Origin of the sequence: Parvibaculum sp., from assembly GCF_039680535.1 — a bacterium.
Taxonomy (GTDB): domain Bacteria; phylum Pseudomonadota; class Alphaproteobacteria; order Parvibaculales; family Parvibaculaceae; genus Parvibaculum.
In genome coordinates this window covers 182,936-204,917 of record NZ_JBDKSS010000014.1, presented here as the reverse complement: position 1 = coordinate 204,917, position 21,982 = coordinate 182,936, and the positions used below count along the sequence as shown (strand labels likewise).

General features: G+C 62.9%; 24 protein-coding genes and 1 tRNA gene. 21 read left to right on the top strand and 4 right to left on the bottom strand.

Translation table 11 applies throughout. The annotated features are described in order from the left end of the window. Window positions 1–34: 34 nt before the first annotated feature. The 4 genes from ABFC66_RS11615 (at window position 35) to ABFC66_RS11600 (ending at window position 3,776) form a co-directional block, all read left to right on the top strand. Entirely contained in the window at window positions 35–1,285 is a 1,251-nt protein-coding gene (locus tag ABFC66_RS11615; protein ID WP_346741119.1) for a L,D-transpeptidase family protein, read from the top strand. Window positions 1,286–1,333: 48 nt separating this feature from the next. After that, window positions 1,334–2,119, top strand: a complete 786-nt coding sequence (locus tag ABFC66_RS11610) for a glycerophosphodiester phosphodiesterase (protein WP_346741118.1) — start codon at window positions 1,334–1,336, stop codon at window positions 2,117–2,119. Window positions 2,120–2,290: 171 nt separating this feature from the next. Beyond that, on the top strand, window positions 2,291–3,502 hold the full coding sequence (hemA, locus tag ABFC66_RS11605; protein WP_346741117.1) for a 5-aminolevulinate synthase: 1,212 nt from the start codon (window positions 2,291–2,293) through the stop codon (window positions 3,500–3,502). Next, complete coding sequence (locus tag ABFC66_RS11600) at window positions 3,492–3,776, top strand: hypothetical protein (protein WP_346741116.1); 285 nt, start codon at window positions 3,492–3,494, stop codon at window positions 3,774–3,776. Before hemA ends, ABFC66_RS11600 begins: the two co-directional genes overlap by 11 nt. A 22-nt stretch (window positions 3,777–3,798) precedes the next feature. On the opposite strand, the gene ABFC66_RS11595 is transcribed toward ABFC66_RS11600, so the two are convergent. Continuing rightward, window positions 3,799–4,248, bottom strand: a complete 450-nt coding sequence (locus tag ABFC66_RS11595; protein WP_346741115.1) for a MucR family transcriptional regulator — start codon at window positions 4,246–4,248, stop codon at window positions 3,799–3,801. 457 nt (window positions 4,249–4,705) lie between these two features. Between ABFC66_RS11595 and glyA the strand changes: the two genes are divergently transcribed. The 9 genes from glyA (at window position 4,706) to ABFC66_RS11550 (ending at window position 13,744) form a co-directional block, all read left to right on the top strand. Beyond that, window positions 4,706–6,022, top strand: a complete 1,317-nt coding sequence (gene glyA, locus ABFC66_RS11590) for a serine hydroxymethyltransferase (RefSeq protein WP_346741114.1) — start codon at window positions 4,706–4,708, stop codon at window positions 6,020–6,022. Between the two features lie 76 nt (window positions 6,023–6,098). Beyond that, window positions 6,099–6,578 (top strand): transcriptional regulator NrdR, encoded by a 480-nt coding sequence (gene nrdR, locus ABFC66_RS11585; RefSeq protein WP_346741113.1) that lies wholly within the window; start codon window positions 6,099–6,101, stop codon window positions 6,576–6,578. 35 nt (window positions 6,579–6,613) lie between these two features. Next, window positions 6,614–7,732, top strand: coding sequence for a bifunctional diaminohydroxyphosphoribosylaminopyrimidine deaminase/5-amino-6-(5-phosphoribosylamino)uracil reductase RibD (ribD, locus tag ABFC66_RS11580; protein WP_346741112.1), 1,119 nt, complete (start codon window positions 6,614–6,616; stop codon window positions 7,730–7,732). Beyond that, window positions 7,733–8,356, top strand: a complete 624-nt coding sequence (locus ABFC66_RS11575) for a riboflavin synthase (RefSeq protein WP_346741111.1) — start codon at window positions 7,733–7,735, stop codon at window positions 8,354–8,356. 5 nt (window positions 8,357–8,361) lie between these two features. After that, window positions 8,362–9,513, top strand: coding sequence for a 3,4-dihydroxy-2-butanone-4-phosphate synthase (gene ribB, locus ABFC66_RS11570; RefSeq protein WP_346741110.1), 1,152 nt, complete (start codon window positions 8,362–8,364; stop codon window positions 9,511–9,513). Continuing rightward, window positions 9,510–9,968 (top strand): 6,7-dimethyl-8-ribityllumazine synthase, encoded by a 459-nt coding sequence (ribH, locus tag ABFC66_RS11565; RefSeq protein WP_346741109.1) that lies wholly within the window; start codon window positions 9,510–9,512, stop codon window positions 9,966–9,968. Before ribB ends, ribH begins: the two co-directional genes overlap by 4 nt. Window positions 9,969–9,975: 7 nt before the next feature. Next, window positions 9,976–10,491, top strand: coding sequence for a transcription antitermination factor NusB (gene nusB / locus ABFC66_RS11560; RefSeq protein ID WP_346741196.1), 516 nt, complete (start codon window positions 9,976–9,978; stop codon window positions 10,489–10,491). Beyond that, window positions 10,469–11,458, top strand: a complete 990-nt coding sequence (gene thiL, locus ABFC66_RS11555) for a thiamine-phosphate kinase (protein ID WP_346741108.1) — start codon at window positions 10,469–10,471, stop codon at window positions 11,456–11,458. Before nusB ends, thiL begins: the two co-directional genes overlap by 23 nt. A 162-nt stretch (window positions 11,459–11,620) precedes the next feature. Then, window positions 11,621–13,744 carry a sodium-translocating pyrophosphatase gene (locus tag ABFC66_RS11550; RefSeq protein ID WP_346741107.1) on the top strand — a complete coding sequence of 708 codons (2,124 nt, stop codon included), beginning with the start codon at window positions 11,621–11,623 and terminating at the stop codon, window positions 13,742–13,744. An 82-nt stretch (window positions 13,745–13,826) separates the two neighbouring features. On the opposite strand, the gene bamE is transcribed toward ABFC66_RS11550, so the two are convergent. Continuing rightward, window positions 13,827–14,357 (bottom strand): outer membrane protein assembly factor BamE, encoded by a 531-nt coding sequence (bamE, locus tag ABFC66_RS11545; RefSeq protein ID WP_346741106.1) that lies wholly within the window; start codon window positions 14,355–14,357, stop codon window positions 13,827–13,829. Between the two features lie 116 nt (window positions 14,358–14,473). On the opposite strand from bamE, the gene ABFC66_RS11540 reads away from it, so the two are divergent. The 7 genes from ABFC66_RS11540 (at window position 14,474) to ABFC66_RS11510 (ending at window position 18,997) form a co-directional block, all read left to right on the top strand. Continuing rightward, window positions 14,474–15,037 carry a ubiquinol-cytochrome C chaperone family protein gene (locus tag ABFC66_RS11540; RefSeq protein WP_346741105.1) on the top strand — a complete coding sequence of 188 codons (564 nt, stop codon included), beginning with the start codon at window positions 14,474–14,476 and terminating at the stop codon, window positions 15,035–15,037. Beyond that, window positions 15,034–15,594, top strand: a complete 561-nt coding sequence (locus ABFC66_RS11535) for a DUF177 domain-containing protein (protein WP_346741104.1) — start codon at window positions 15,034–15,036, stop codon at window positions 15,592–15,594. The genes ABFC66_RS11540 and ABFC66_RS11535 overlap by 4 nt, the downstream gene beginning before the upstream one ends. Before the next feature lie 131 nt (window positions 15,595–15,725). Further along, window positions 15,726–16,811: a phosphate acyltransferase PlsX gene (gene plsX, locus ABFC66_RS11530; RefSeq protein ID WP_346741103.1), complete on the top strand. Its 1,086-nt coding sequence runs from the start codon at window positions 15,726–15,728 to the stop codon at window positions 16,809–16,811. Beyond that, window positions 16,808–17,785 carry a beta-ketoacyl-ACP synthase III gene (locus ABFC66_RS11525; protein WP_346741102.1) on the top strand — a complete coding sequence of 326 codons (978 nt, stop codon included), beginning with the start codon at window positions 16,808–16,810 and terminating at the stop codon, window positions 17,783–17,785. The genes plsX and ABFC66_RS11525 overlap by 4 nt, the downstream gene beginning before the upstream one ends. 122 nt (window positions 17,786–17,907) lie before the next feature. Next, window positions 17,908–18,225, top strand: a complete 318-nt coding sequence (locus tag ABFC66_RS11520) for an integration host factor subunit alpha (RefSeq protein WP_346741101.1) — start codon at window positions 17,908–17,910, stop codon at window positions 18,223–18,225. 72 nt (window positions 18,226–18,297) lie between these two features. Beyond that, on the top strand, window positions 18,298–18,768 hold the full coding sequence (locus ABFC66_RS11515) for a MerR family transcriptional regulator (RefSeq protein ID WP_346741100.1): 471 nt from the start codon (window positions 18,298–18,300) through the stop codon (window positions 18,766–18,768). 152 nt (window positions 18,769–18,920) lie between these two features. After that, a tRNA-Pro gene (locus ABFC66_RS11510) sits at window positions 18,921–18,997 on the top strand. A gap of 212 nt (window positions 18,998–19,209) precedes the next feature. Here the strand turns inward: ABFC66_RS11510 and ABFC66_RS11505 are convergent. Beyond that, window positions 19,210–19,470, bottom strand: a complete 261-nt coding sequence (locus ABFC66_RS11505; RefSeq protein ID WP_346741099.1) for a DUF2842 domain-containing protein — start codon at window positions 19,468–19,470, stop codon at window positions 19,210–19,212. Window positions 19,471–19,508: 38 nt separating this feature from the next. Between ABFC66_RS11505 and ABFC66_RS11500 the strand changes: the two genes are divergently transcribed. Next, window positions 19,509–20,573, top strand: coding sequence for a COX15/CtaA family protein (locus ABFC66_RS11500; protein WP_346741098.1), 1,065 nt, complete (start codon window positions 19,509–19,511; stop codon window positions 20,571–20,573). A gap of 120 nt (window positions 20,574–20,693) precedes the next feature. Here the strand turns inward: ABFC66_RS11500 and ABFC66_RS11495 are convergent, their stop codons facing one another. Beyond that, window positions 20,694–21,968, bottom strand: a complete 1,275-nt coding sequence (locus ABFC66_RS11495) for an O-acetylhomoserine aminocarboxypropyltransferase (RefSeq protein WP_346741097.1) — start codon at window positions 21,966–21,968, stop codon at window positions 20,694–20,696. Window positions 21,969–21,982: the final 14 nt, after the last annotated feature.

Genomic DNA, 21,982 nt, shown 5'->3' with positions numbered 1-21,982 from the left:
TTCCGGCCAATATGGTTTACAGGAGCAGCGAAAGGTGAGGTCGTCCGGAAGAGCCGCGCTCTGGCGCCGTTTGGGGCTGCTGGCGCTCCTCGCCGTGGCTGCGACGCCTGCCGCCGCCTCGGGGGCGGGCGAGCAGCAATGGATCGACCCATGGGCGCCTCCCGCCGCGCGGGAGGCCGCGGAGCAGACCGGGGCTCAATCGAGCATTCCGACCCTCGGCGATCGGGGCTTCGAGCCTATCCTCCGGGCCATCGCATCGTATGAGCAGATCGCCAGGCAGGGCGGCTGGGGGCGCATTCCCGATGGTGAACCGCTTGAAGAGGGCGTTCGCGACGACCGGGTGGCGCTGATCCGCAAGCATCTCATCGCGACGGGCGACATGGTGGAGGCCAGCGGCGACCTGCACCTGTTCGATCAGCGCCTTGCCGAGGGGTTGCGTCATTTTCAGATGCGGCATGGGCTGCGGCCCAACGGACTTGCGGATCACGCAACGGTCGCGGCAATGAACGTGCCCGTCGCGGCGCGCCTCCGCCAACTTGAGGTCAATCTTCAACGCCTTAACAAGGTCACGGCGAAGCTCGCCAGGCGATATGTCTTCGTCAATATCGCAGGGCAGGAGGTCGAAGCAGTCGAGAATGGCCGCGTCGTGCTGCGCAAGCGCGTCATCGTCGGCAAGGAAGATCGTCAGACGCCGGAATATTCCAGCCGCATCGAGTCCGTCACGCTCAACCCCTATTGGAATGTCCCGCAGTCGATTGCGGTGAAGGACCTGCTGCCGAAGATCAAGGCCGATCCGCGCTTTCTCGAACGCATGGGCATTCGCGTGCTGAAATGGTCGGATGGCGCGGAGCAGGAGGTGAGCGCTACCAGGGTCGACTGGTCGTCGCCCTCTGTCACGTCGCGCTACAGGCTGCGTCAGGACCCAAGCAGGCTCAATTCACTGGGAACGGTGAAGATCAACTTCCCCAATCCTTACTCCGTCTATCTCCATGACACGCCTGTGAAATCGCTGTTCAGCCGGGGCGAGCGCAATTTCAGTTCTGGCTGCGTCCGGGTGGAGGGTGTCCGCGACCTCGCCGCATGGCTTCTCGCCGGAACGGGGAACTGGAACCGCGCCCGAATCGATGCGGCCATTTCCGGCGGCGAGCCTCTGGATGCGGCGCTCTCGGCGCCTGTGCCGATCCACATGCTCTATCTGACCGCCTGGGTGAGCAGCGACGGCGTGGTGAACTTCCGCAGCGATGTCTATCGCCGCGACGCGAAAGAGAGCGCGCTTCCCGATTAGTCTAGACTTGATGCCGACTCACCGGGTGGACGGGTCATTGGAGGGGGAATGTCGTCAGGACGGCCTGCTAAATTTCCTTATCTGGAGAACGAGGGCGTTCTCGCCTTTGCCCATCGCGGCGGCGCGGGCGACTGGCCGGAAAACACCATGCCGGCATTCCAGGGAGCGGTCGATCTCGGCTACCGCTATGTCGAAACGGACGTCCATGCGACGCGCGACGGCGTGCTGCTGGCTTTCCACGACGACGAACTCGACCGGGTGACCGACCGCGAGGGCATCATCGCCGAAATGGACTATGCCGACGTGGCCAAGGCCCGTGTCGGCGGCCGGGAACCGATCCCGAGGCTGGAGGAATTGCTGCTCGCCTGGCCGGAGCTTCGCATCAACATCGACCCCAAGCGCGACAATGCCGTGGCGCCGCTCGTTCGCGTGTTGAAGGCGAGCGGCGTGATCGACCGTGTCTGCGTCACCTCCTTTTCCGGCGGCCGCACACGCGCCATCAGGGAGGCCGTGGGGCCGCGGCTATGCACCGGCCTTGGCCGCATGGACACGTTACGCCTCAGGCTCTCGAGCTGGAGCGGCGCGGCGGGCTTCCTCTGGGGGCCGTTCGCCGGGGGCTGCGCCCAGATCCCCGTCAGCAATCACGGCATTCCCCTCGCGGACGGGACGCTGATCGCGCGGGCACATGAATTGGGGCTTCAGGTCCATGTCTGGACCATCGACGATCCGGCGGACATGAACCGCCTGATCGACCTTGGCGTCGACGGGCTCATGACCGACCGGCCTGCGGTTCTCAAAGCGGTTCTTGTTGAAAGAGGGCTTTGGACCTCGTAATAACCCTGATGTTGCCGCAATGAAGTTAATGCGACAATTCGCGGCAGCGCACCGCTGCCTCTGAACGATAATTTGTGTTACTAAATGGGGCACAAGGCGGCGGCAGCGGCAGCGGTCCTGAGGCCAGTTTTTTGCCGTTGCGAAGGCCGAAGTAAGAACAGGGTTACGGCCATGGATTATCAGACCAAGCTTGCCGACGCGCTCCGCTCCGTGAAGGACGAAGGCCGCTACCGCGTCTTTGCGGATATCCTCCGCCATCGCGGCGATTTTCCCCGCGCGACGTTTCACACGGCCGAAGGCGCGCGTGAGATCATCGTCTGGTGCTCCAACGACTATCTGGGCATGGGCCAGCATCCGGTGGTGCTCGATGCCATGCACCACGCCATCGACGAATGCGGCGCAGGTTCGGGCGGCACACGGAACATCTCCGGCACCACGCATTACCATGTCGACCTCGAAGCCGAGCTTGCCGACCTTCACCAGAAGGAAGCCTCGCTTCTTTTCACCTCAGGCTATGCTGCGAACGACGCGACGCTTTCCACGCTGGCGCGCATTCTCGGCGATTGCGTCATCATCTCCGACGCGATGAATCACGCTTCCATGATCGAGGGCATCAAGCGCGGCGGCGGTCCGAAGCGTCTCTGGAAGCACAACGACCTCGCGCATCTCGAACAGCTGTTGAAGGATATCGATCCCGAGCAGCCGAAGATCGTGGCCTTCGAGTCGGTTTATTCGATGGATGGCGACATTGCGCCGATCGGCGAGATTTGCGATCTCGCGCATAAATATGGTGCGCTGACCTATCTCGACGAAGTGCATGCGGTCGGCCTTTACGGCCCGCGCGGCGGCGGCATTGCCGAGCGCGACGGCGTGCTCGACAAGGTCGATATCATCGAAGGCACGCTGGCCAAGGGCTTCGGCGTCATGGGCGGCTACATTGCCGGTTCGTCGGTGCTGGTCGATGTCGTGCGCTCCTATGCGCCGGGCTTCATCTTCTCGACGTCGCTTGCGCCGGTGCTCGTTGCGGGCGTTCTCGCCTCTGTGCGTCACCTCAAGGCGAGCAATGTGGAGCGCGAACAGCATCAGGAACGCGCTGCGACGCTGCGCGCCAAACTCGCCGCCGCGGGTCTTCCCGTGATGATGTGCGAGAGCCATATCGTGCCGGTGATGGTCGGCGATCCGGTCATCTGCAAGCAGGTGACTGACGACCTGCTGAACGATCACGATATCTATGTGCAGCCGATCAACTATCCGACAGTGCCGCGTGGTACGGAGCGGCTGCGCTTCACGCCTTGCCCGGTCCATACCGACGAAATGATGGACGATCTCGTCCGGGCCCTCGATCAGGTCTGGACGCGGCGGAAAATCCGGCGTGCCGCCTGACGGCAAATCCGGCCGGCCCTCGACGCCCGGCGTTCAGCCGGGCGATCCCCGTGAAGTGATTTTCGAACATACGTTGCTCGGCGCCAGTGTGCGGGTGACGGCGGTTGACTGTGCGACCGGCGCAGAGGCATCGGTGATCGGTCCCGTCAGCGCCGCCCAGCGCGATCTCGAGCGGCTCGCCCTCGGGAAACTGAAGCAGCGAATATCGCGCGAGGCCGAGGGCGGCGGCACAGTTCAGCCGCCGAAGAACTCCGGGGGCGGAATCCTCGTCTAGAGAGATGGCGACGAGGCTGGAGTTACTTGCGTTTGCGGGCGCGGGTGCCCGGAGCCCCTGCGCGGCCGAGACCGATCTGCTTTGCAAGCCGCGAACGCTGCGCCGCATAGTTCGGCGCGACCATCGGATAGTCGAGCGGAAGATTCCACCGGGCGCGATAATCCTCCGGCGACATGCCGTATTGCGAGCGAAGATATCGCTTCAGCATCTTCAGCTTCTTGCCGTCTTCCAGGCAGACGATGTAGTCGGGCGCTACCGACTTCTTGACCGGCACGGCGGGCGTCAGTTCCTGGGTCGAGCCGGGTCCCTTGCCTTGCTCCAGCTCCTGCAGGGTCGTGTGCACGGTGCGGATCAAGCCCGGCAGATCGTTTGCCGGAACCGAATTCCTGGTCAGATAGGCGGCGACGATGTCGCTCGCGAGGCCCAGCAGCCCCATGGAGGACACATCGATCCTGGTCTTGCTGTCGCTCATCGTTCGGCTGCCTTTTCTTTCGGCTGTGGTCGGTACGACCGACCGAATCCCAGTGCAGAGTAGTAGAATCGTTTTATCGCGTGTTGACTGTAGAAATCAAGGTCGCGCGCCGCCCGTTTGATAGTTAGGACTACTAGAAATGGAACTGTAAGCAGGTAAAAGTATAATAATCGCTCCATCAATTTGAGTAGAAATGGATGAAGATCTGGCCGTCGCCGTGTTTTGCCGCGGATGGTCCGGCGGTTCTTGCGCTGGCGCGATCCGGCACGGGGGGAGACGACGCAGGCGGGCCATTGATCGTGTGGCGCGTTGGCTTCGCGGGGCGATATGTGGTATCACGCGCCCAGAGGCGGGGCGGAAAGCGCCTCCAGGCTCGGTGTCCAGTATTGGGGCTACCGGGTCGGGCGATCCGAACAACCGTCTGGTTCAATAATCTCCGGCGAGCAAGGTTCTATCGATGTCATCGAGCAATGCGGCAACTGGGCAGGCAGCACCTGCCGGTTTCTTCAACGACAGCCTTGCGGAGAGCGATCCGGATATTCTGCGGGCCATTGAGCTGGAGCTCGACCGGCAGCAGACCCAGATCGAGTTGATCGCGTCGGAAAACATCGTGTCGCGCGCTGTGCTTGAAGCGCAGGGCTCGATCATGACGAACAAATACGCCGAGGGTTATCCCGGTCGCCGCTACTATGGCGGCTGCGAATTCGTCGACATCGCCGAAAATCTTGCCATCGAGCGCGCGAAGAAACTCTTCGACTGCGCCTTCGTGAACGTGCAGCCCAATTCGGGCTCGCAGGCGAACCAGGGCGTGATGATGGCGCTGCTGAAGCCGGGCGAGACGATCCTGGGCATGAGCCTCGCGGCAGGCGGCCATCTCACGCATGGCGCCGCGCCCAACCAGTCGGGCAAGTGGTTCAACGCCGTGCAGTATGGCGTCCGCCAGCAGGATCATCAGATCGATCTCAACGAGGTCGAGGATCTGGCGAAGAAGCACCAGCCTAAGCTCATCATTGCGGGCGGTTCGGCCTATCCGCGCATCATCGACTTCAAGGCGTTCCGCGCCATCGCCGATAGCGTCGGCGCGCTGCTCATGGTCGACATGGCGCATTTCGCGGGCCTTGTCGCCGGCGGCGTCCATCCGAGCCCGCTGCCTTATGCCGATGTGGTCACCACGACGACGCACAAGACGCTGCGCGGTCCGCGCGGCGGCATGATCCTTTCGAACAACGAAGATATCGGCAAGAAGATCAATTCGGCGATTTTCCCCGGCATTCAGGGCGGCCCGCTGATGCATGTGATCGCGGGCAAGGCGGTCGCCTTCGGTGAGGCGCTGCGTCCGGGCTTCAAGCTTTATGCGCAGTCGGTCGTCGATAATGCGCGTGCGCTCGCCGCGACGCTGGCGGAAGCGGGCTTTGCCATCGTCTCGGGCGGCACGGACACGCATCTGATGCTCGTCGATCTGCGCCCCAAGAAGCTCACCGGCAAGGTTGCCGAGGCGGCGCTGGAGCGGGCCGGCATCACCTGCAACAAGAACGGCATTCCTTTCGATCCCGAGAAGCCGACCATCACTTCTGGCGTGCGCCTCGGAACGCCTGCTGGCACGACGCGCGGCTTCGGCGTGGCCGAGTTCCAGCTGGTCGGCGAGCTCATCACGGAGGTCCTGACGGGCCTCGCGCAGAATGGCGAAGAGGAGAACGCTCAGGTCGAGGCATCGGTGCGCGAGCGGGTGCTGGGCCTTTGCAAGCGGTTCCCGATTTACGGTGGTCCGAAGTAGGGGGGCGGCCCGAAATAGGGCCATCCATAGCGGCGATTTGAGGTCTGTTGGATGAAAAAGGCGGGGGTCTGAGGGGATGCGTTGTCCGTATTGCGGAAATGAAGATACGCAGGTCAAGGACTCGCGTCCGACCGAGGACAATACCTCTATTCGGAGGCGGCGCTTTTGCACGGCTTGCGGCGGCCGCTTCACCACATTCGAGCGGGTGCAGCTGCGCGAACTGACCATTATCAAGGCCAGCGGCCGCAGGGTTCCCTTCGATCGCGACAAACTCATGCGTTCCGTGCAAATCGCGATGCGCAAACGCCCAGTTGAGCAGGAGCGCGTGGAGCGTATGGTGAGCGGCATTGTGCGCCGGCTCGAGAGCATGGGCGAAAGCGAGATTCCGTCCGCAGTTGTCGGACGGCTCGTGATGGAGGGGCTCAGCTCCATCGACGCCGTCGCATATGTCCGCTTCGCTTCGGTCTACAAGAATTTCCACGAGGCGAAGGATTTCGAGGAGTTTCTGGGCGAACTGAGCGGCCCGGGCCGGGACGAGGTCGACGACGACCGCTGACCGATCTCGCCCCAACAGACAGATTGGGATGCGAGATGGCGAAAGCCTCGAACAAGGCGACAGATACCGATTTCATGAAGATGGCGCTCAGCCTCGCGGCTCGTGGGCTCGGCACTGTTGCGCCCAATCCGGCGGTCGGCTGCGTCATCGTCAAGGACGGCATCGTGGTGGGGCGCGGCTGGACCCAGAAGGGCGGCAGGCCCCATGCCGAGACCGAGGCGCTGATCCGCGCCGGTGAGGCCGCTCGCGGCGCCACGGCCTATGTCACGCTCGAACCCTGCGCTCACCACGGCAAGACCCCGCCCTGCGCTGAAGCGCTGATCGCCGCCGGCATTGCCCGCGTCGTCGGCGCCGTCTCCGACCCGGACCCCCGTGTTGCGGGCAAGGGCTACGACATGCTCCGCAAGGCAGGCATCGAAGTGGTCGAGGATGTATGCGAAGCCGAGGCGCGCGAGATCAACCAGGGCTTCTTCCTGAAGATCACTGAAGAGCGTCCGCTGGTGACGCTGAAGCTTGCCACCTCCGCCGACGGCAAGACGGCGACGCATGGCGGCCAGAGCCGCTGGATCACGGGCGAGGGCGCCCGCGCGCGCGGCCATTATCTGCGCGCGACACATGACGCGATCATGGTCGGCAGCGCCACGGCGATTGTCGACGATCCGGAACTCACCTGCCGCTTGCCGGGCCTCGAAGGTCAGTCGCCCGTGCGGATCGTTGCGGATGGACGCCTGCGCCTTCCGCTGACCTCGAAGCTGGTGCGCGACGCCAAGAAGATCCCGCTCTGGATACTTACGCTCCCCGGCGGCGACTCTGCGCGGTGTGCGGCGTTTGCCGATTGTGGCGCGGAACTCTTCGATATCCCGCAGGGTGCGGATGGCTTGATGGACATGAAGGCAGCGATGCGGCGTCTTGCCGAACGCGGCGTGACGCGGTTGCTGGTCGAGGGTGGTGCGCGGCTTGCGGCCTCGCTCCTCGCGGCGCATCTCGTCGACCGCGTCGAATGGTTCCGCGCGGCTCGCATCGTCGGCGGCGACGGCTATTCGGGCATTGCGCCTTTCGGCGTCGAGCTGCTCGACCAGGCTCCGGCCATGACCTTGACGCGAACCGTCAATCTTGGCGCGGACACTCTTTCCAGCTACGTGATGCGAGGCTGAATGTTCACGGGTATCATTACCGATGTCGGGCGGATCAAGTCCGTCGAAACGCGCGGCGACACGCGCTTCGTCATCGAGACGAGCTACGACCCCGACACGATTGCGCTTGGCGCATCCATCGCCTGTTCGGGCTGCTGCCTGACGGTGATCGAAAAGGGCCGTGGCGAGGAGCGCAACTGGTTCGCCGTCGATGCCTCGGCCGAGACGCTCGGCTGCACCACGCTTGGAAGCTGGAAGGCGGGAACGCCCATCAATCTCGAACGCGCGCTCAAGGCAGGCGACGAACTTGGCGGTCATATCGTCAGCGGTCATGTCGATGGCGTCGGCACGATCGTCGACATGAAGCCGGAAGGGGATTCCATGCGCTTCACCTTCGAGGCGCCTGCCGCCTTGCGTAGATTCATTGCACCCAAGGGCTCGGTGACGATCGACGGTACGTCGCTCACCGTGAATGAAGTGGAAGACGTCGAGGTGAAAGGGGAGAAGAGGGCGCGTTTCGGCGTCAACATCATCCCCCACACCCAGGCCGTCACCACCTGGGGGCAGGCAAAGGCCGGAAATTCCGTAAATCTTGAAATCGACATGCTGGCGCGGTATGTGGCCCGGCTCGCAGAAAAGGACTGACACCCGTGTACAAGGAATACCTGTCGCCCATCGAAGAGGTGATCGAGGATGCCCGCAACGGCAAGATGTTCATTCTTGTCGATGCCGAGGATCGTGAAAACGAAGGCGATCTCGTCATCCCGGCCCAGATGTGTACGCCTGAAGCCGTCAACTTCATGGCGAAATATGGCCGCGGCCTGATCTGCCTTTCGCTCACGAACGACCGTGCGAAGCAGCTCAACCTGCAGTTCATGTCGTCGAACAACCAGTCGCGCAACCAGACGGCCTTCACCGTCTCCATCGAAGCGCGCGAAGGCATCTCGACCGGCATTTCGGCGCATGACCGCGCGCATACGGTTTCGGTCGCCATCGATCCGACCAAGGGCCAGAACGACATCGTGTCGCCCGGCCACGTCTTTCCGCTGGTCGCCAAGGATGGCGGCGTGCTCGTCCGCGCCGGCCATACCGAGGCTGCCGTCGACATCGCGCGCCTCGCCGGTCTCTATCCGGCGGGCGTCATCTGCGAAATCATGAATGACGACGGCACCATGGCGCGCCTGCCCGATCTGGTGCAGTTCGCCCAGCTTCACGGGCTCAAGATCGCGACCATCGCCGATCTGATCTCCTATCGCCGCCGCTACGACCACTTCATCCATCGCGCCATCGAGACCGAGCTTGAGAGCAAGTTCGGCGGCGATTTCAAGATGATGGTCTATCTGAACACCGTCGAATATGCGGAGCACATTGCGCTGGTGAAGGGCGACATCTCGACGCCGGAGCCCGTTCTGGTGCGTATGCACGCGATGAACGTGTTCGACGACATTCTCGGCGCTTCCGGCGGACGTTCGGATCTGCTGAAGGATGCGATGGACATCATTTCGGAGGAGGGGCGTGGCGTCATCGTGCTGATCCGCGACACGACTGCGACCGTGGTGTCGGATCTTCTGCTCCGCAAGGGCGAGAATATCGAGCAGCGCATGCCGCGCCGTCTGCGCGAATATGGCGTCGGCGCGCAGATCCTGCTAGACCTCGGCGTTCACGACATGATCCTTCTTTCCGACACTGATCGCAGCATCGTCGGCCTCGACGGCTATGGTCTGAAGATCGTCGGCCAGAGGCCGATCAGCCCCGCAAAGCGCGGACAGAGCGATAAGAAGGCGAAGGAGTCCGCATCTTGACGACGACCAAGGCTCATATCCTCATCATCGAGGCACGCTTCTACGAACATCTCGCGGACGAGCTGGCGCGCGGAGCGGTCGCGGAAATCGAAGCGCGCGGCGCGACCTGGGAGCGGGTGTCCGTGCCGGGTGTTCTCGAGATTCCGGCGGCGGTCAAATTCGCGCTCGACGCGATGGCACATGGCGCGGCGTCGCGCCGGATCGACGGCTTCGTCGTGCTCGGTTGCGTCATTCGCGGCGAGACCACGCATTATGATATCGTTTCCAACGAGTCGGCGCGCGCGCTGATGGACCTGTCGGTCGAACGCTCTCTGGCGCTTGGCAACGGAATCCAGACCGTGGAGAACGAGGCGCAGGCGCTGGCCCGCGTCCGGGTGACCGAAAAGAACAAGGGCGGCGGCGCTGCGCGGGCCTGCCTCGATATGATCGATCTCAAGCGTAAACTGGGCGCATGACCAAATGATGGCTTCGGCGGAGCCGCCCGTTCCGGGTGGAAAAAATCCCGGCAACAATGCGCGCAGCGCTGCCCGCCTCGGTGCGGTGCAGGCGCTATATCAGATGGACGTCGCGGGCACGCAGCTTGACGATATCGTCGACGAGTTCGTGCATCACCGTTTCGGGCATGAGATCGAAGGCGAGATTTACCCGCACGCAGACGAAGCCCATTTCGAGGACATCATTCGCGGCGTCGTGCGCGAGCAGCGCGATATCGACCTCGCGATCAACGGCGCGCTGGCCAAGAACTGGTCGCTGACGCGTATCGACTCGACGCTTCGCGCCATCCTTCGTGCGGGCACCTATGAGCTGCGCCGCTGCAAGGACGTGCCGGTGAAGGTCGTCATCAACGAATATGTCGATGTCGCGCATGCTTTCTTCGAAGGCGACGAGCCGGGCGTCGTCAATGCCGTGCTCGACAGGCTGGGTGCGAACCAGCGCAAGCCGGGTGGTGCGGGCAATGCCGCAGCTGGATCGTCCTGACGAATTCAGCCTGATCGCAAAAGTCTTCGCGCCGCTTTCGGCCGAAGCCCCGGGGGCATTCGGCCTGACCGATGATGCGGCCGTCTTCTGTCCGGGCGAGGGCATGGAATTGGTGCTTACCGTCGATGCCATCGTCGAAGGTGTGCACTTTCTTGCTTCGGACCCGGCGGGCAGCGTCGCGCAGAAGCTGCTCCGGGTGAATCTTTCCGATCTCGCAGCCAAGGGCGCCAGCCCGCGCGGCTATCTTCTCGTGACATCGTGGCGGGCTGACACGACGCTTGCCTGGATCGAGGAGTTTGCTGACGGGTTGCGCCGTGACCAGCAGTCATTTGGCATCGCGCTCTGGGGCGGCGACACGGTTTCGACGCCGGGGCCGCTCTCCTTCTCGCTGACTGCGATCGGCGAGGTGCCGAGGGGCAGGATGTTGCGCCGCTCGGGAGCGAATGTCGGCGACGACATTTATGTGTCGGGCACGATAGGCGATGGCGCGCTGGGGCTCGCCGCGGCGGAAGGACAGCTCGGCGGTGCGCTCGATGACGTCCAGTGGCTCGTCGACCGCTATAGATGTCCGCATCCGCGCAATGCTTTGGGACCACGGCTTATCGGTCTGGCTAGCGCGTCGCTCGACATATCGGACGGGCTGATGGCCGATCTGACGCATCTTTGCGAATGCTCGGCCGTCGGTGCGCGGATCGAGGCGCCCCTTGTTCCGCTTTCGCCCGCCGCCATTCGGGCCGTGGAGGCGAATTCATCATGGTTCGGAACGGCATTGACCGGTGGCGACGACTACGAGCTGCTCTTTACCGCCCCGCCCGCCAAGGCCGCGCTTATTGAGGCGGCTGCAAGGGAAACGGGTACGCCCGTTACGCGGATTGGCGTGGTCGTAAGTCCGGAGGAGGGCATCAATGCGGTTGATTCGCAGGGCAGCCCGATCACCTTCGGCCGCCTCGGATTCAAGCATTTTTGACGCCCGTCCCTGCGTCCAATGGGCGTGGGCCCGCTTGGTTGCTTTCCAACCGGGCAATTGGCATGCTTTCGCACTTACTGCGTTCTGGAGGGGGAGGACTCGCCGGGCCACGTGGTCGAAGGCGACAGTCCCTGTGACATAAGTCAAAGGGAATAAAAAACAATGAGCACTGCGTTGTGGTCAATCATAGGTTGCGGCTTTCTCGCAATCTTGTACGGCTTATTTGCTGGTCGTTCTGTTCTGTCTGCCGATGCCGGTAACGCGCGTATGCAGGAGATCGCCGCGGCGATCCAGGAGGGTGCAGGCGCCTATCTGAACCGGCAATACACCACCATCGGCATTGTCGGCCTCGTCATCTTCGGTCTGCTCTCCTGGCTTCTGGGGATCAAGGTCGGGTTTGGCTTCCTTGTCGGCGCCACGCTTTCGGGCGCTGCCGGCTATATCGGCATGCTGGTTTCGGTGCGCGCAAACGTCCGCACGACGCAGGCTTCGTCCAAGAGCCTCGCAGCAGGTCTTTCCATTGCATTCCGCGCAGGCACCGTGACCGGCATGCTCGTCGCAGGTCTCGCGCTTCTGTCGGTTGCCGTCTATTTCGCGGTGCTTACTGCCTATCTCGGCTTCGAACCCAATTCGCGTGAAGTGATCGACGCGCTGGTCGCGCTCGGCTTCGGCGCTTCGCTGATCTCGATCTTCGCGCGTCTCGGCGGCGGCATCTTCACCAAGGGTGCGGATGTCGGCGGCGATCTCGTCGGCAAGGTCGAGGCGGGCATTCCCGAAGACGATCCGCGCAACCCGGCCACGATCGCCGACAATGTCGGCGACAATGTCGGCGACTGCGCCGGCATGGCGGCCGACCTTTTCGAAACCTATGCGGTGACGCTCGTTGCGACCATGGTTCTTGCCTCGATCTTCTTCGCGGGCAGCACCAGCGCATCCGTGCTCGACATGATGACCTATCCGCTGGCCATCGGCGGTTCCTGCATCATCACCTCGATCATCGGCGTGTTCTTCGTCCGGCTCGGCAAGAGCAACAACATCATGAACGCCCTCTACAAGGGCTTCATCGCCTCGGCGGTCCTTTCGCTCGGCGCGCTCTGGTTCGTCACCGACAAGATCGTCGGCTTCGATTCGACCTTCACCGTGGGTACGCAGACCTTCTCGGGCATGAGCCTCTTTGCCTGCGGCGTCGCGGGTCTTGCCGTGACCGGCCTCATCGTCTGGATCACGGAATATTACACGGGCGTCAATTTCCGCCCGGTGCGCAGCGTCGCGGCCGCTTCGGTCACCGGCCACGGCACCAACGTGATCCAGGGTCTCGCCATCTCGATGGAAGCGACGGCTCTGCCGGCTCTCACCATCGTGGCGGGCATTCTGGTCACCTATAATCTGGCGGGCCTCTTCGGTATCGCCATCGCCGTGTCGACGATGCTTGCGCTTGCGGGCATGGTCGTTGCGCTCGACGCTTTTGGTCCGGTCACGGACAATGCGGGCGGCATCGCCGAAATGGCCGATCTGCCGGCGAACGTCCGCAAGACGACCGACGCGCTCGACGCGGTCGGCAACACGACGAAGGCGGTCACGAAGGGCTATGCGATCGGTTCGGCGGGCCTCGGCGCGCTGGTCCTCTTCGCAGCCTATACGCAGGACCTGAACTTCTTCGCGGCCTCGCCGGAGGCGCATCCTTACTTCATCGGTGTCGTCCCCGATTTCTCGCTTTCGAACCCCTATGTGGTGGTGGGCCTCTTCATCGGCGGCCTGCTGCCCTATCTCTTCGGTTCGATGGGCATGACAGCGGTTGGCCGCGCGGCGGGCGCCGTCGTTGAGGAAGTGCGGCGCCAGTTCAAGGCCGATCCGGGCATCATGGCGGGCACCTCGAAGCCCAATTATGCGCGCGCGGTCGACATGCTGACCAAGGCGGCGATCAAGGAAATGATCATTCCTTCGCTGCTTCCGGTTCTGTCTCCGATCGTCGTCTATTTCGTCGTGCTGCAGATCGCCGGCAAGTCCGAGGCCTTCTCGGCGGTCGGCGCGATGCTGCTCGGCGTGATCGTGACGGGCCTCTTCGTTGCGCTGTCCATGACCTCGGGCGGCGGCGCCTGGGACAATGCGAAGAAGTACATTGAAGACGGTCATCACGGCGGCAAGGGCTCGGACGCTCACAAGGCGGCCGTCACGGGCGACACGGTGGGCGATCCTTACAAGGACACCGCCGGCCCGGCCGTGAACCCGATGATCAAGATCACGAACATCGTGGCTCTTCTGCTGCTCGCCGTCCTCGCGCACTAAACGGCGAAGGCCAAAAGAAGAGGGCCCCGCGGGAAACCGCGGGGCCCTTTGCCTTGGCGTATGCGTGAACCGTCGGAGGCGATCAGCCGCCCGGGCGTCCCGGCACAGGGCCCGTGCCCGTGTTCTTCTTGGAATCGGTCGCCTTGTTGAAGCGGCCGAGGTTGCTGAAGATCTGCCCGAGAACGGTGAGTTCCTTGCCGCGGGTCGGCGTCGTGCGTGTCTGAAGGTCGACGATCTCACCATCCTGAAGGCCGTAATAGGCGACCTCATCGACGACATTGTCGTTCGTGAAGTAGACGGCCACGACGGTGCGGTCTACCTCCTCGGGCGGATAGAAGGCATCCGTCTCGAATTTGCTGCTGATGTAGTAGAAGGCTTCACCGCCGGGGCCGTTCGCGATCGTCGAACTGGTCGAGGGCGACCCCATGATGTCCTTCACCTGCTCCATGGTGGTCTGGCGGGGCTTGATTCTCTTCAGGCTCTTTTCGTCGAGGATATAGCCGCGCTGCTCGACGACCGGCGAACAGCCCGTAAGCGCAGCGGTACTGACTGCGGACAGGCAAGCCACAGCGAGCAGTAGACCCGCGCGGCGCCGCGGACGTTGAGAAGTCATGTTGGAGAACCCTCCTGGCCCATAGATGTTAGATTGACCTACCCTTGTCGCTCGGTAAATTCAATCTGCTTCTGTACGGGACATGAAGGCCCGGCGCCCGAACAGTGGAGTACGCTATGATATGGAAAAGGATTTTCGGTCGCCCGGACCGCGATGAAGTGCCGTTCGGGCTCTACCGGGGTCTGGTGGGCCAGGCGCGGATGCCGGGTTTTTACCTCCATTCCGGGGTGCCGGACACGGTTGAAGGCCGGTTCGAAATGGTGGCGCTCCACGTTTTTCTGGTGCTTCGGCGGCTGAGGGCGGCCGGCGACCCCGCCAGGGAGCTTGCGCAGCGCGTCTTTGACATCATGTTTGACGATATGGACCAGACGCTGCGCGAAATGGGCGTAAGCGACCTTTCCGTCGGCAAGAAGATCAAGGGGCTTGCATCGGCCTTTTATGGCCGCATGGCCGCCTATGATGCGGGCCTGGATGCCGAGGGCGACGCCCAGCTGCAAGACGCCCTTCGGCGCAATGTCTTTGCCGGGCTGGAGCCGACGCCGGTCGACGTGGCGGCGTTGGCGCTCTATGTACGGAACTGTGTCGCGGCGCTTGGACGCCAGAGCGATGAAGACCTTCTCGCGGGCCGGCTCTCCTTTGCCGATGTGCCCGCCGCATCTACGGAAAGCAAGACCGCGTGACTACGCAGCCCAACCCCGAATTCAGCATTGTCCTGAGCCTCGACGACCTTCCGCCACAGGGGCGCGAAATCGCGTTCGATGCCACGCCGGCGGAGCGTGAAGCGCTGGCAAGGCGCTTCGACCTCATCGAACTCAAATCGCTGAAGGGAACCGCGACGGCGAAGCACTGGCGGAGGCTCGGTGTGGCGCTCGAGGGGCGATTCGAGGCCGATGTCGTGCAGGCCTGCGTAGTGACGCTCGATCCCGTTCCGGCGAAGCTCAGCGAAAGCTTCAGGGTTCATTATCTCCCGGCGGAGATGCTGGAAGAGGCAGCTGGCGGCCCCGGCTCGGAGCGCGAAATCGTTATCGACACCGACAGCGAAGAGCCGCCCGAGCCCATCGAGGCAGGCCATATTGACGTCGGGGAGATGGTTGCCGAACAACTCGCGCTGGCGCTCGATCCCTATCCGCGCAAGCCGGGCGTGAGCCTTGACGCAGCGCCGGCGAGCGAGCCGGTGGAAGAGGAAAAGAAGCCTAATCCCTTCGCGGTACTCGAAAAACTCAAGAAAAAAGATTGAGTTGGGGATAATGACAGGTGGGCAAGACTCAGTTGTCAGGCCTCATCAACCTTGTATCTTCTGGGCGGGCCGCCGGAAGTGATTGAGGCTGATCGCACCAAGGATTCTGGCGGGAAGGGAAAGGGGCTCAGGTGACGCGTTCACTCACGATAGCGCTCGACGGCATGGGCGGCGACCATGGTCCGGAAACGGTGATCGGCGGCGCCGACATCGCGTCCATCCGTCATCCGGATGTCCGGTTCCTGATCTTCGGCGACGAGGCGAAAATGCGCCCCGTGCTCGACCGACACCCGCGCGTTACCGCTGTGAGCGAGATCGTCCACACCGATGTTTCCATTGCGATGGATGACAAGCCGAGCCAGGCGCTCCGCCGTGGCCGCAAGACGAGCAGCATGTGGCTGGCGATCGACGCGGTGAAGACGGGCAAGGCGCAGGCGGCCGTTTCGGCGGGCAACACCGGCGCTCTCATGGCCATGTCGAAGGTCATCCTGAAGACAATGCCCCATGTCGAGCGCCCGGCGCTCGCGGCATTGTGGCCGACCATGCGCGGCGAGAGCGTGGTTCTCGACGTCGGCGCGACCATCGGCCCCGATGCGTTCCAGCTCGTGCAGTTTGCCGTCATGGGCGAGGCCTATGCGCGCGTCATTCTCGGTGTCGAGCGCCCGACCGTCGGGCTCCTCAACATCGGTGAGGAAGAAGTCAAAGGGACCGAGCAGGTGAAGGATGCCGCGCAGATGCTGCGCGAGGCGAAGCTGCCGATTCAGTTTCATGGCTTTGTCGAAGGCGACGATCTCGGCAAGGGGACAGTCGACGTCATCGTGACGGACGGGTTCACCGGCAATATCGCGCTCAAGACCGCCGAAGGCACCGCGCGGCAGGTCGCGGATTACCTGCGCGCCGCCATCAGCCGGTCCTGGCTGTCCAAGCTCGGCTATGTCCTAGCATCGGGCGCGTTCAAGGTGCTCGCGAAAAAGCTTGATCCACGCTCATCGAACGGCGCGCTGTTCCTTGGCCTCAACGGACTTGTCGTAAAGAGCCATGGCGGCACGGATGCACTCGGCTTTGCGTCGGCGATCGACGTTGCCGTCGACGTGGCCTCCGCGGATCTCGTGAAGAAGATCGTGGCCGATATGGAAGCCCTGAGCGGCTTCCAGGCCGCAGCCGGACGTGCCCGCAATCAGAATAATAACGAAGAAATCGAGGCCGCTTTATCGTGAGTACAATTCGCAGTGTGGTCATTGGCTGCGGCAGCTATCTGCCGGAGCGACGGGTGACCAATGAGGATCTCGCCAAGATCGTGGATACATCCGACGAGTGGATCGTCGAACGGACCGGCATTCATGCGCGCCATCTGGCCGCCGATGGCGAACTGACCTCCCATATGGCGCTCAAGGCGGCGCGGGCGGCGATCGCCAATGCAGGCATTGACGCACAGGAGATCGACACGATCATCCTGGGCACGACGACGCCGGACAACACGTTTCCGGCGACGGCGGTGACCGTGCAGGCCGAACTCGGTCTGCATCACGGCGCCGCTTTCGATGTGCAGGCCGTCTGCTCCGGCTTCGTCTATGCGCTGACCATTGCCGATACCTTCATCCGCGCCGGCCAGTCGAAGACCGTGCTTGTGATCGGGGCCGAAACTTTCTCGCGTCTGCTCGACTGGAACGACCGCACGACCTGCGTGCTCTTTGGCGATGGTGCCGGCGCGGTGGTGGTTCAGGCGGGTGAGGGCGAGGGGACCAATGCCGACCGGGGTATCCTGACGGCGCATCTGCATTCCGACGGCCGCTACAAGGAAAAGCTCTATGTCGACGGCGGCCCGTCCTCGACGCAAACCGTCGGCCATGTCCGCATGGAAGGGCGCGAGGTCTTCCGCCACGCGGTCGTCAACATCGCCGATACGATTACCGAGTCGCTTGCGGCGACCGGCCTCACGGCGTCGGATATCGACTGGTTCGTTCCCCATCAGGCGAACAAGCGCATCCTCGACGGCACCGCAAAGCGCATCGGCCTGCCGCCTGAGAAGGTCATCATGACCGTTGGCGAGCATGGCAATACGTCAGCCGCGTCGGTGCCGCTTGCGCTCGATACGGCTCTCAAGGACGGTCGAATCAAGCCGGGCAACCTCGTTCTGCTCGAGGCCATGGGCGGCGGATTCACCTGGGGCTCCGTGCTTCTGCGCTGGTAATCCGGCGCTCGAGGACTTAAGGAGTAAGTCGCAGGGGGTTCGTGAGAAAGTCGGGCCATCCTATTGATATTGACGGGTTTCTCCGCCCGCAATACGCTTGGGCGAAATTGGAGGAAGAGGCCATGGGGGATACCATCACGCGGGCGCATCTGAGCGAGGCCGTCTATCAACAGGTCGGCTTGTCGCGCAATGAGTCTGCGGACCTTGTTGAGTCGGTGCTTCAGCACATCTCGGACAGCCTCGCCAATGGCGATACCGTAAAGCTGTCGTCTTTCGGTTCGTTTTCGGTGCGCCAGAAGGGCGGCCGCATGGGCCGAAATCCAAAGACGGGTGAGGAAGTGCCGATCAAGCCGCGTCGCGTCCTGGTCTTCAGGCCGAGCCATGTGCTGAAGGAGCACATCAACTCGGCCCTGACCGACAAGTCCGCCGCTGCGGAATAGTCAACCCGGGGCGCCTTCTCGATCTGCCCGGTGTTGAGACAATAGATCGAGGAACGTCAGCAGGCTTTTGTTTTGTCTACGCAAAAATCGCCAGATGCTTTCCGGACCATCAGTGAAGTCGCTGCAGAACTGGACGTTCCGCAGCATGTCCTGAGATTTTGGGAGAGCAAGTTCAACCAGATCAGGCCGCTGAAGCGCGGCGGCGGTCGGCGCTATTATCGTCCCGAGGATGTTGATCTGCTGCGGGGCGTTCGCGCGCTTCTCTATAACGACGGCTACACGATCAAGGGCGTCCAGAAAGTCTTCCGCGAACAGGGCGTGAAGTTCGTCAGCGAGACGGGCAAGGGCACTGTCGACGCGTCTCTTGCCGAGCTGGCGCGGGAGGCCGTCCGCCGCAGCGAACGCGAGGACGAGCCGTCGGAAGGCGGCGTGGCGCTCGACGCATCGGCCAAACAGACGCTGGAATCGATTCTCGAAGAACTCACCGTTCTCAAGGAAGAAATCGACGAAACGCTCTGGGAGTCGGAGGGCGACGAGGCCTGATCGCCGAGAAAGACGCCGCGTTCACATGAATTATTGCGGCTCTTGAAATTACCAACAAAAAGGTCGGATTGAGGCGTTGCCCCGTGAGAGGTCGGCGTCTATATTCCGCGCCTTCGGAACGGGTCCTCGACCCATTTCCTCACCGGTTCAGTCGGAGCGTAGCGCAGCCCGGTAGCGCACTTGTCTGGGGGACAAGGGGTCGTCGGTTCGAATCCGGCCGCTCCGACCATCTAACAAAGGGCTGGCGGGTTTTATCCCGTTAGCCCTTTTCTTATGGCCAGCCTTGCGGCAATGTGCGGCTCAAATCGAGAGACTCAGGAGTTCCAGATGACCACCATTCTTCCGATCGTGATCTTCCTCATCGTCATCGTCGCGCTGAACAAGACGATGACGGGCTCGTTCTTCTAAGCGAGCCCCGTTCTTCGATGATGTGCGGCGCGCTCAGTCCGGGCGCACCATCCAGATCATCAGATAGCGGGCGGGCAGGGCCCAGATCGTCCCGGCGATCACATAATAGAAGAACTGCACGACACCATGTTCCGGCAGATGGCCGCTGACCGCGATCGTCATGATCAGGAACGAATAGAGCGTCAGGAAGACCAGCAGCACAATTGTGCCGATGAGCTTGCGGATGCGAATGGGCAGGCGGCGCATAGCGGTCTCCGGTCTCGGTGGAATGTCGATGGCGCTCTGATACGGCATTCCTCCTGCCGCCGCAAAGGGCCGTTTCGAGGGTTTCCATGACAATGAGTATCGAAACGTCGAAGGCCGAGGCTGGCCAAGCGGGCCCAAGCGGGCGTCAGATTGCCGCCCGCCGCCAGATCGCCCTCTGGCTCTTTGCGGTTGCGGGACTCATTTTCGCGATGGTCGTCGTGGGCGGTCTCACCCGCCTCACCGAGTCCGGCCTCTCCATCACCGAGTGGAAGCCCGTCATGGGGGCGCTGCCGCCCCTGAACGATGAAGTCTGGGCGGACGCTTTCGCCAAATATCAGCAGATCCCGCAATACGAGCTCGTGAACAAGGGCATGACGCTTGGCGAGTTCAAATCGATCTTCTGGTGGGAATGGTCGCACAGGTTCCTCGGGCGCTTCATCGGCTTCGCCTTCCTCGTGCCGTTTCTCTGGTTCCTTGCGACGTGCCGCATCGAGCGGGCGCTGGCGCCGCGGCTTGCCGTCATGTTCGTGCTGGGCGGCCTTCAGGGCGCGCTTGGCTGGTGGATGGTGAAGAGCGGTCTCAGCCATCGCGTCGATGTCAGCCAATACCGGCTTACCGCGCATCTCGGCCTTGCGACGCTGATCTATGCCTACATGGTCTGGGTGGCGCTCGGCCTCTGGCGCGAGCGCGCGGCGATAGAGGCTGTCGGCGGCCTTCGCAAGGCAGCGCTGGCTCTGGCCGGTCTCGTCTTTTTCCAGATGCTGCTCGGCGGCTTCGTCGCCGGTCTCAAGGCCGGTTACATCTACAATACATGGCCGCTGATCGACGGCGCCTTCATCCCGCCGCGCCTGTTCGACCTGTCGCCGTTCTGGCTCAATTTTTTCGAGAGCCATCTGACCGCGCAGTTCGATCACCGCATGGTCGCCTATCTGGTCGCCATCATGGTGGGCTGGCACTGGATTGCTGCGCGGCCATTCGCGCAGGCCTCGCGCAGCGCGACCTGGCTCGCGCTTGCCGTTCTCGCGCAGATCGGCCTCGGCATTTGGGCGCTGCTCTGGGCCGTGCCCGTTCCGCTCGGCGCCGCGCATCAGGCTGGCGCTCTCGTCGTCTTCACACTCGCGATCATCCACGCGAAGCGGCTCAGCGCCTGATACGCCTCACCGAAAAAGGAAATGCCCCGCTCGCGCGGGGCATTTTTATTTCAACCTTTGTCGAAAGACGTCGATGGCCCGGACGAGCCGGGCCATGACGCAGAAGGGCAGATCAGGCGCTTACGCGTTCAGCGCCTGGTCCAGATCGGCGATGATATCCGCAGGATCTTCGAGGCCCACCGACAGGCGTACCACGTCCTTGCCCGCGCCGGCCGACGCCTGCTGCTCGTCCGTAAGCTGACGATGCGTCGTCGAGGAAGGATGGATGATGAGGCTCCGCGTGTCGCCGACATTGGCGAGATGGGAGAGGAGCTTCACGCCATTCACGAGGTTCACGCCCGCCTCGTAGCCACCCTTGACGCCGAAGGTGAAGACGGCGCCAGCGCCCTTCGGCGAATATTTCTGCTGAAGCGCGTGATAGGGATCGTCCGGCAGGCCCGCATAGGAAACCCAGCTTACCTTCGGATGCGTCTTCAGGAACTGGGCGACCTTCAGCGCCGAGTCCGAATGGCGCTGCATGCGCAGCGGCAGCGTCTCGATGCCGGTCTGGATCATGAAGGCATTGAAGGGTGAGATCGCCGGCCCGAGATCGCGCAGGCCGAGCACGCGGCAGGCGATGGCGAAGGCGATGTTGCCGAAGGTCTTGTGGATTTCGAGGCCGTGATAGGAGTCGCACGGCTCCGACAGCGTCTTGTACTTGTTGTCCTTCGACCAATCGAACTTGCCCGCATCGACGATGATGCCGCCCATGGAGTTGCCATGGCCGCCGAGGAACTTCGTCGCCGAATGCACGACGATATCCGCGCCATGCTCGATCGGACGGATGAGGTAGGGCGAGGCGAGCGTGTTGTCGACGATGAGCGGAATGCCCGCCTCATGCGCGATCTTCGCGATGGCTGCAATGTCGGTGACGATGCCGCCCGGATTGGCGAGGCTTTCGATGAAGACCGCCTTGGTCTTCGGGCCGATGGCCTTCTTCACATTCGCCGGATCGTTGATGTCGACCCAGTCGACTTCCCAGCCGAATTTCTTGAAGGCGTGGCCGAACTGGTTGATCGAGCCGCCATAAAGCTGCTTGGCGGCAACGAAATGATCGCCTGGCTCAAGCAGCGTGTGGAATGCGAGCATCTGCGCCGCGTGGCCGGATGCGACCGCGAGCGCCGCCGTGCCGCCTTCGAGCGCCGCAACGCGCTCTTCGAGCACGGCGGTCGTCGGATTGGTGATGCGCGTGTAGATGTTGCCGAACGCCTGCAGGCCGAAGAGCGAGGCCGCGTGATCGACATCCTCGAAAACGAAGGAGGTCGTCTGGAAGATCGGGGTCGCGCGCGCGCCCGTCGTCGGGTCCGGCTTGGCGCCCGCATGGATTGCAAGTGTACTGAAGGAATATTCGGCCATTTAGGTCTCCTTTT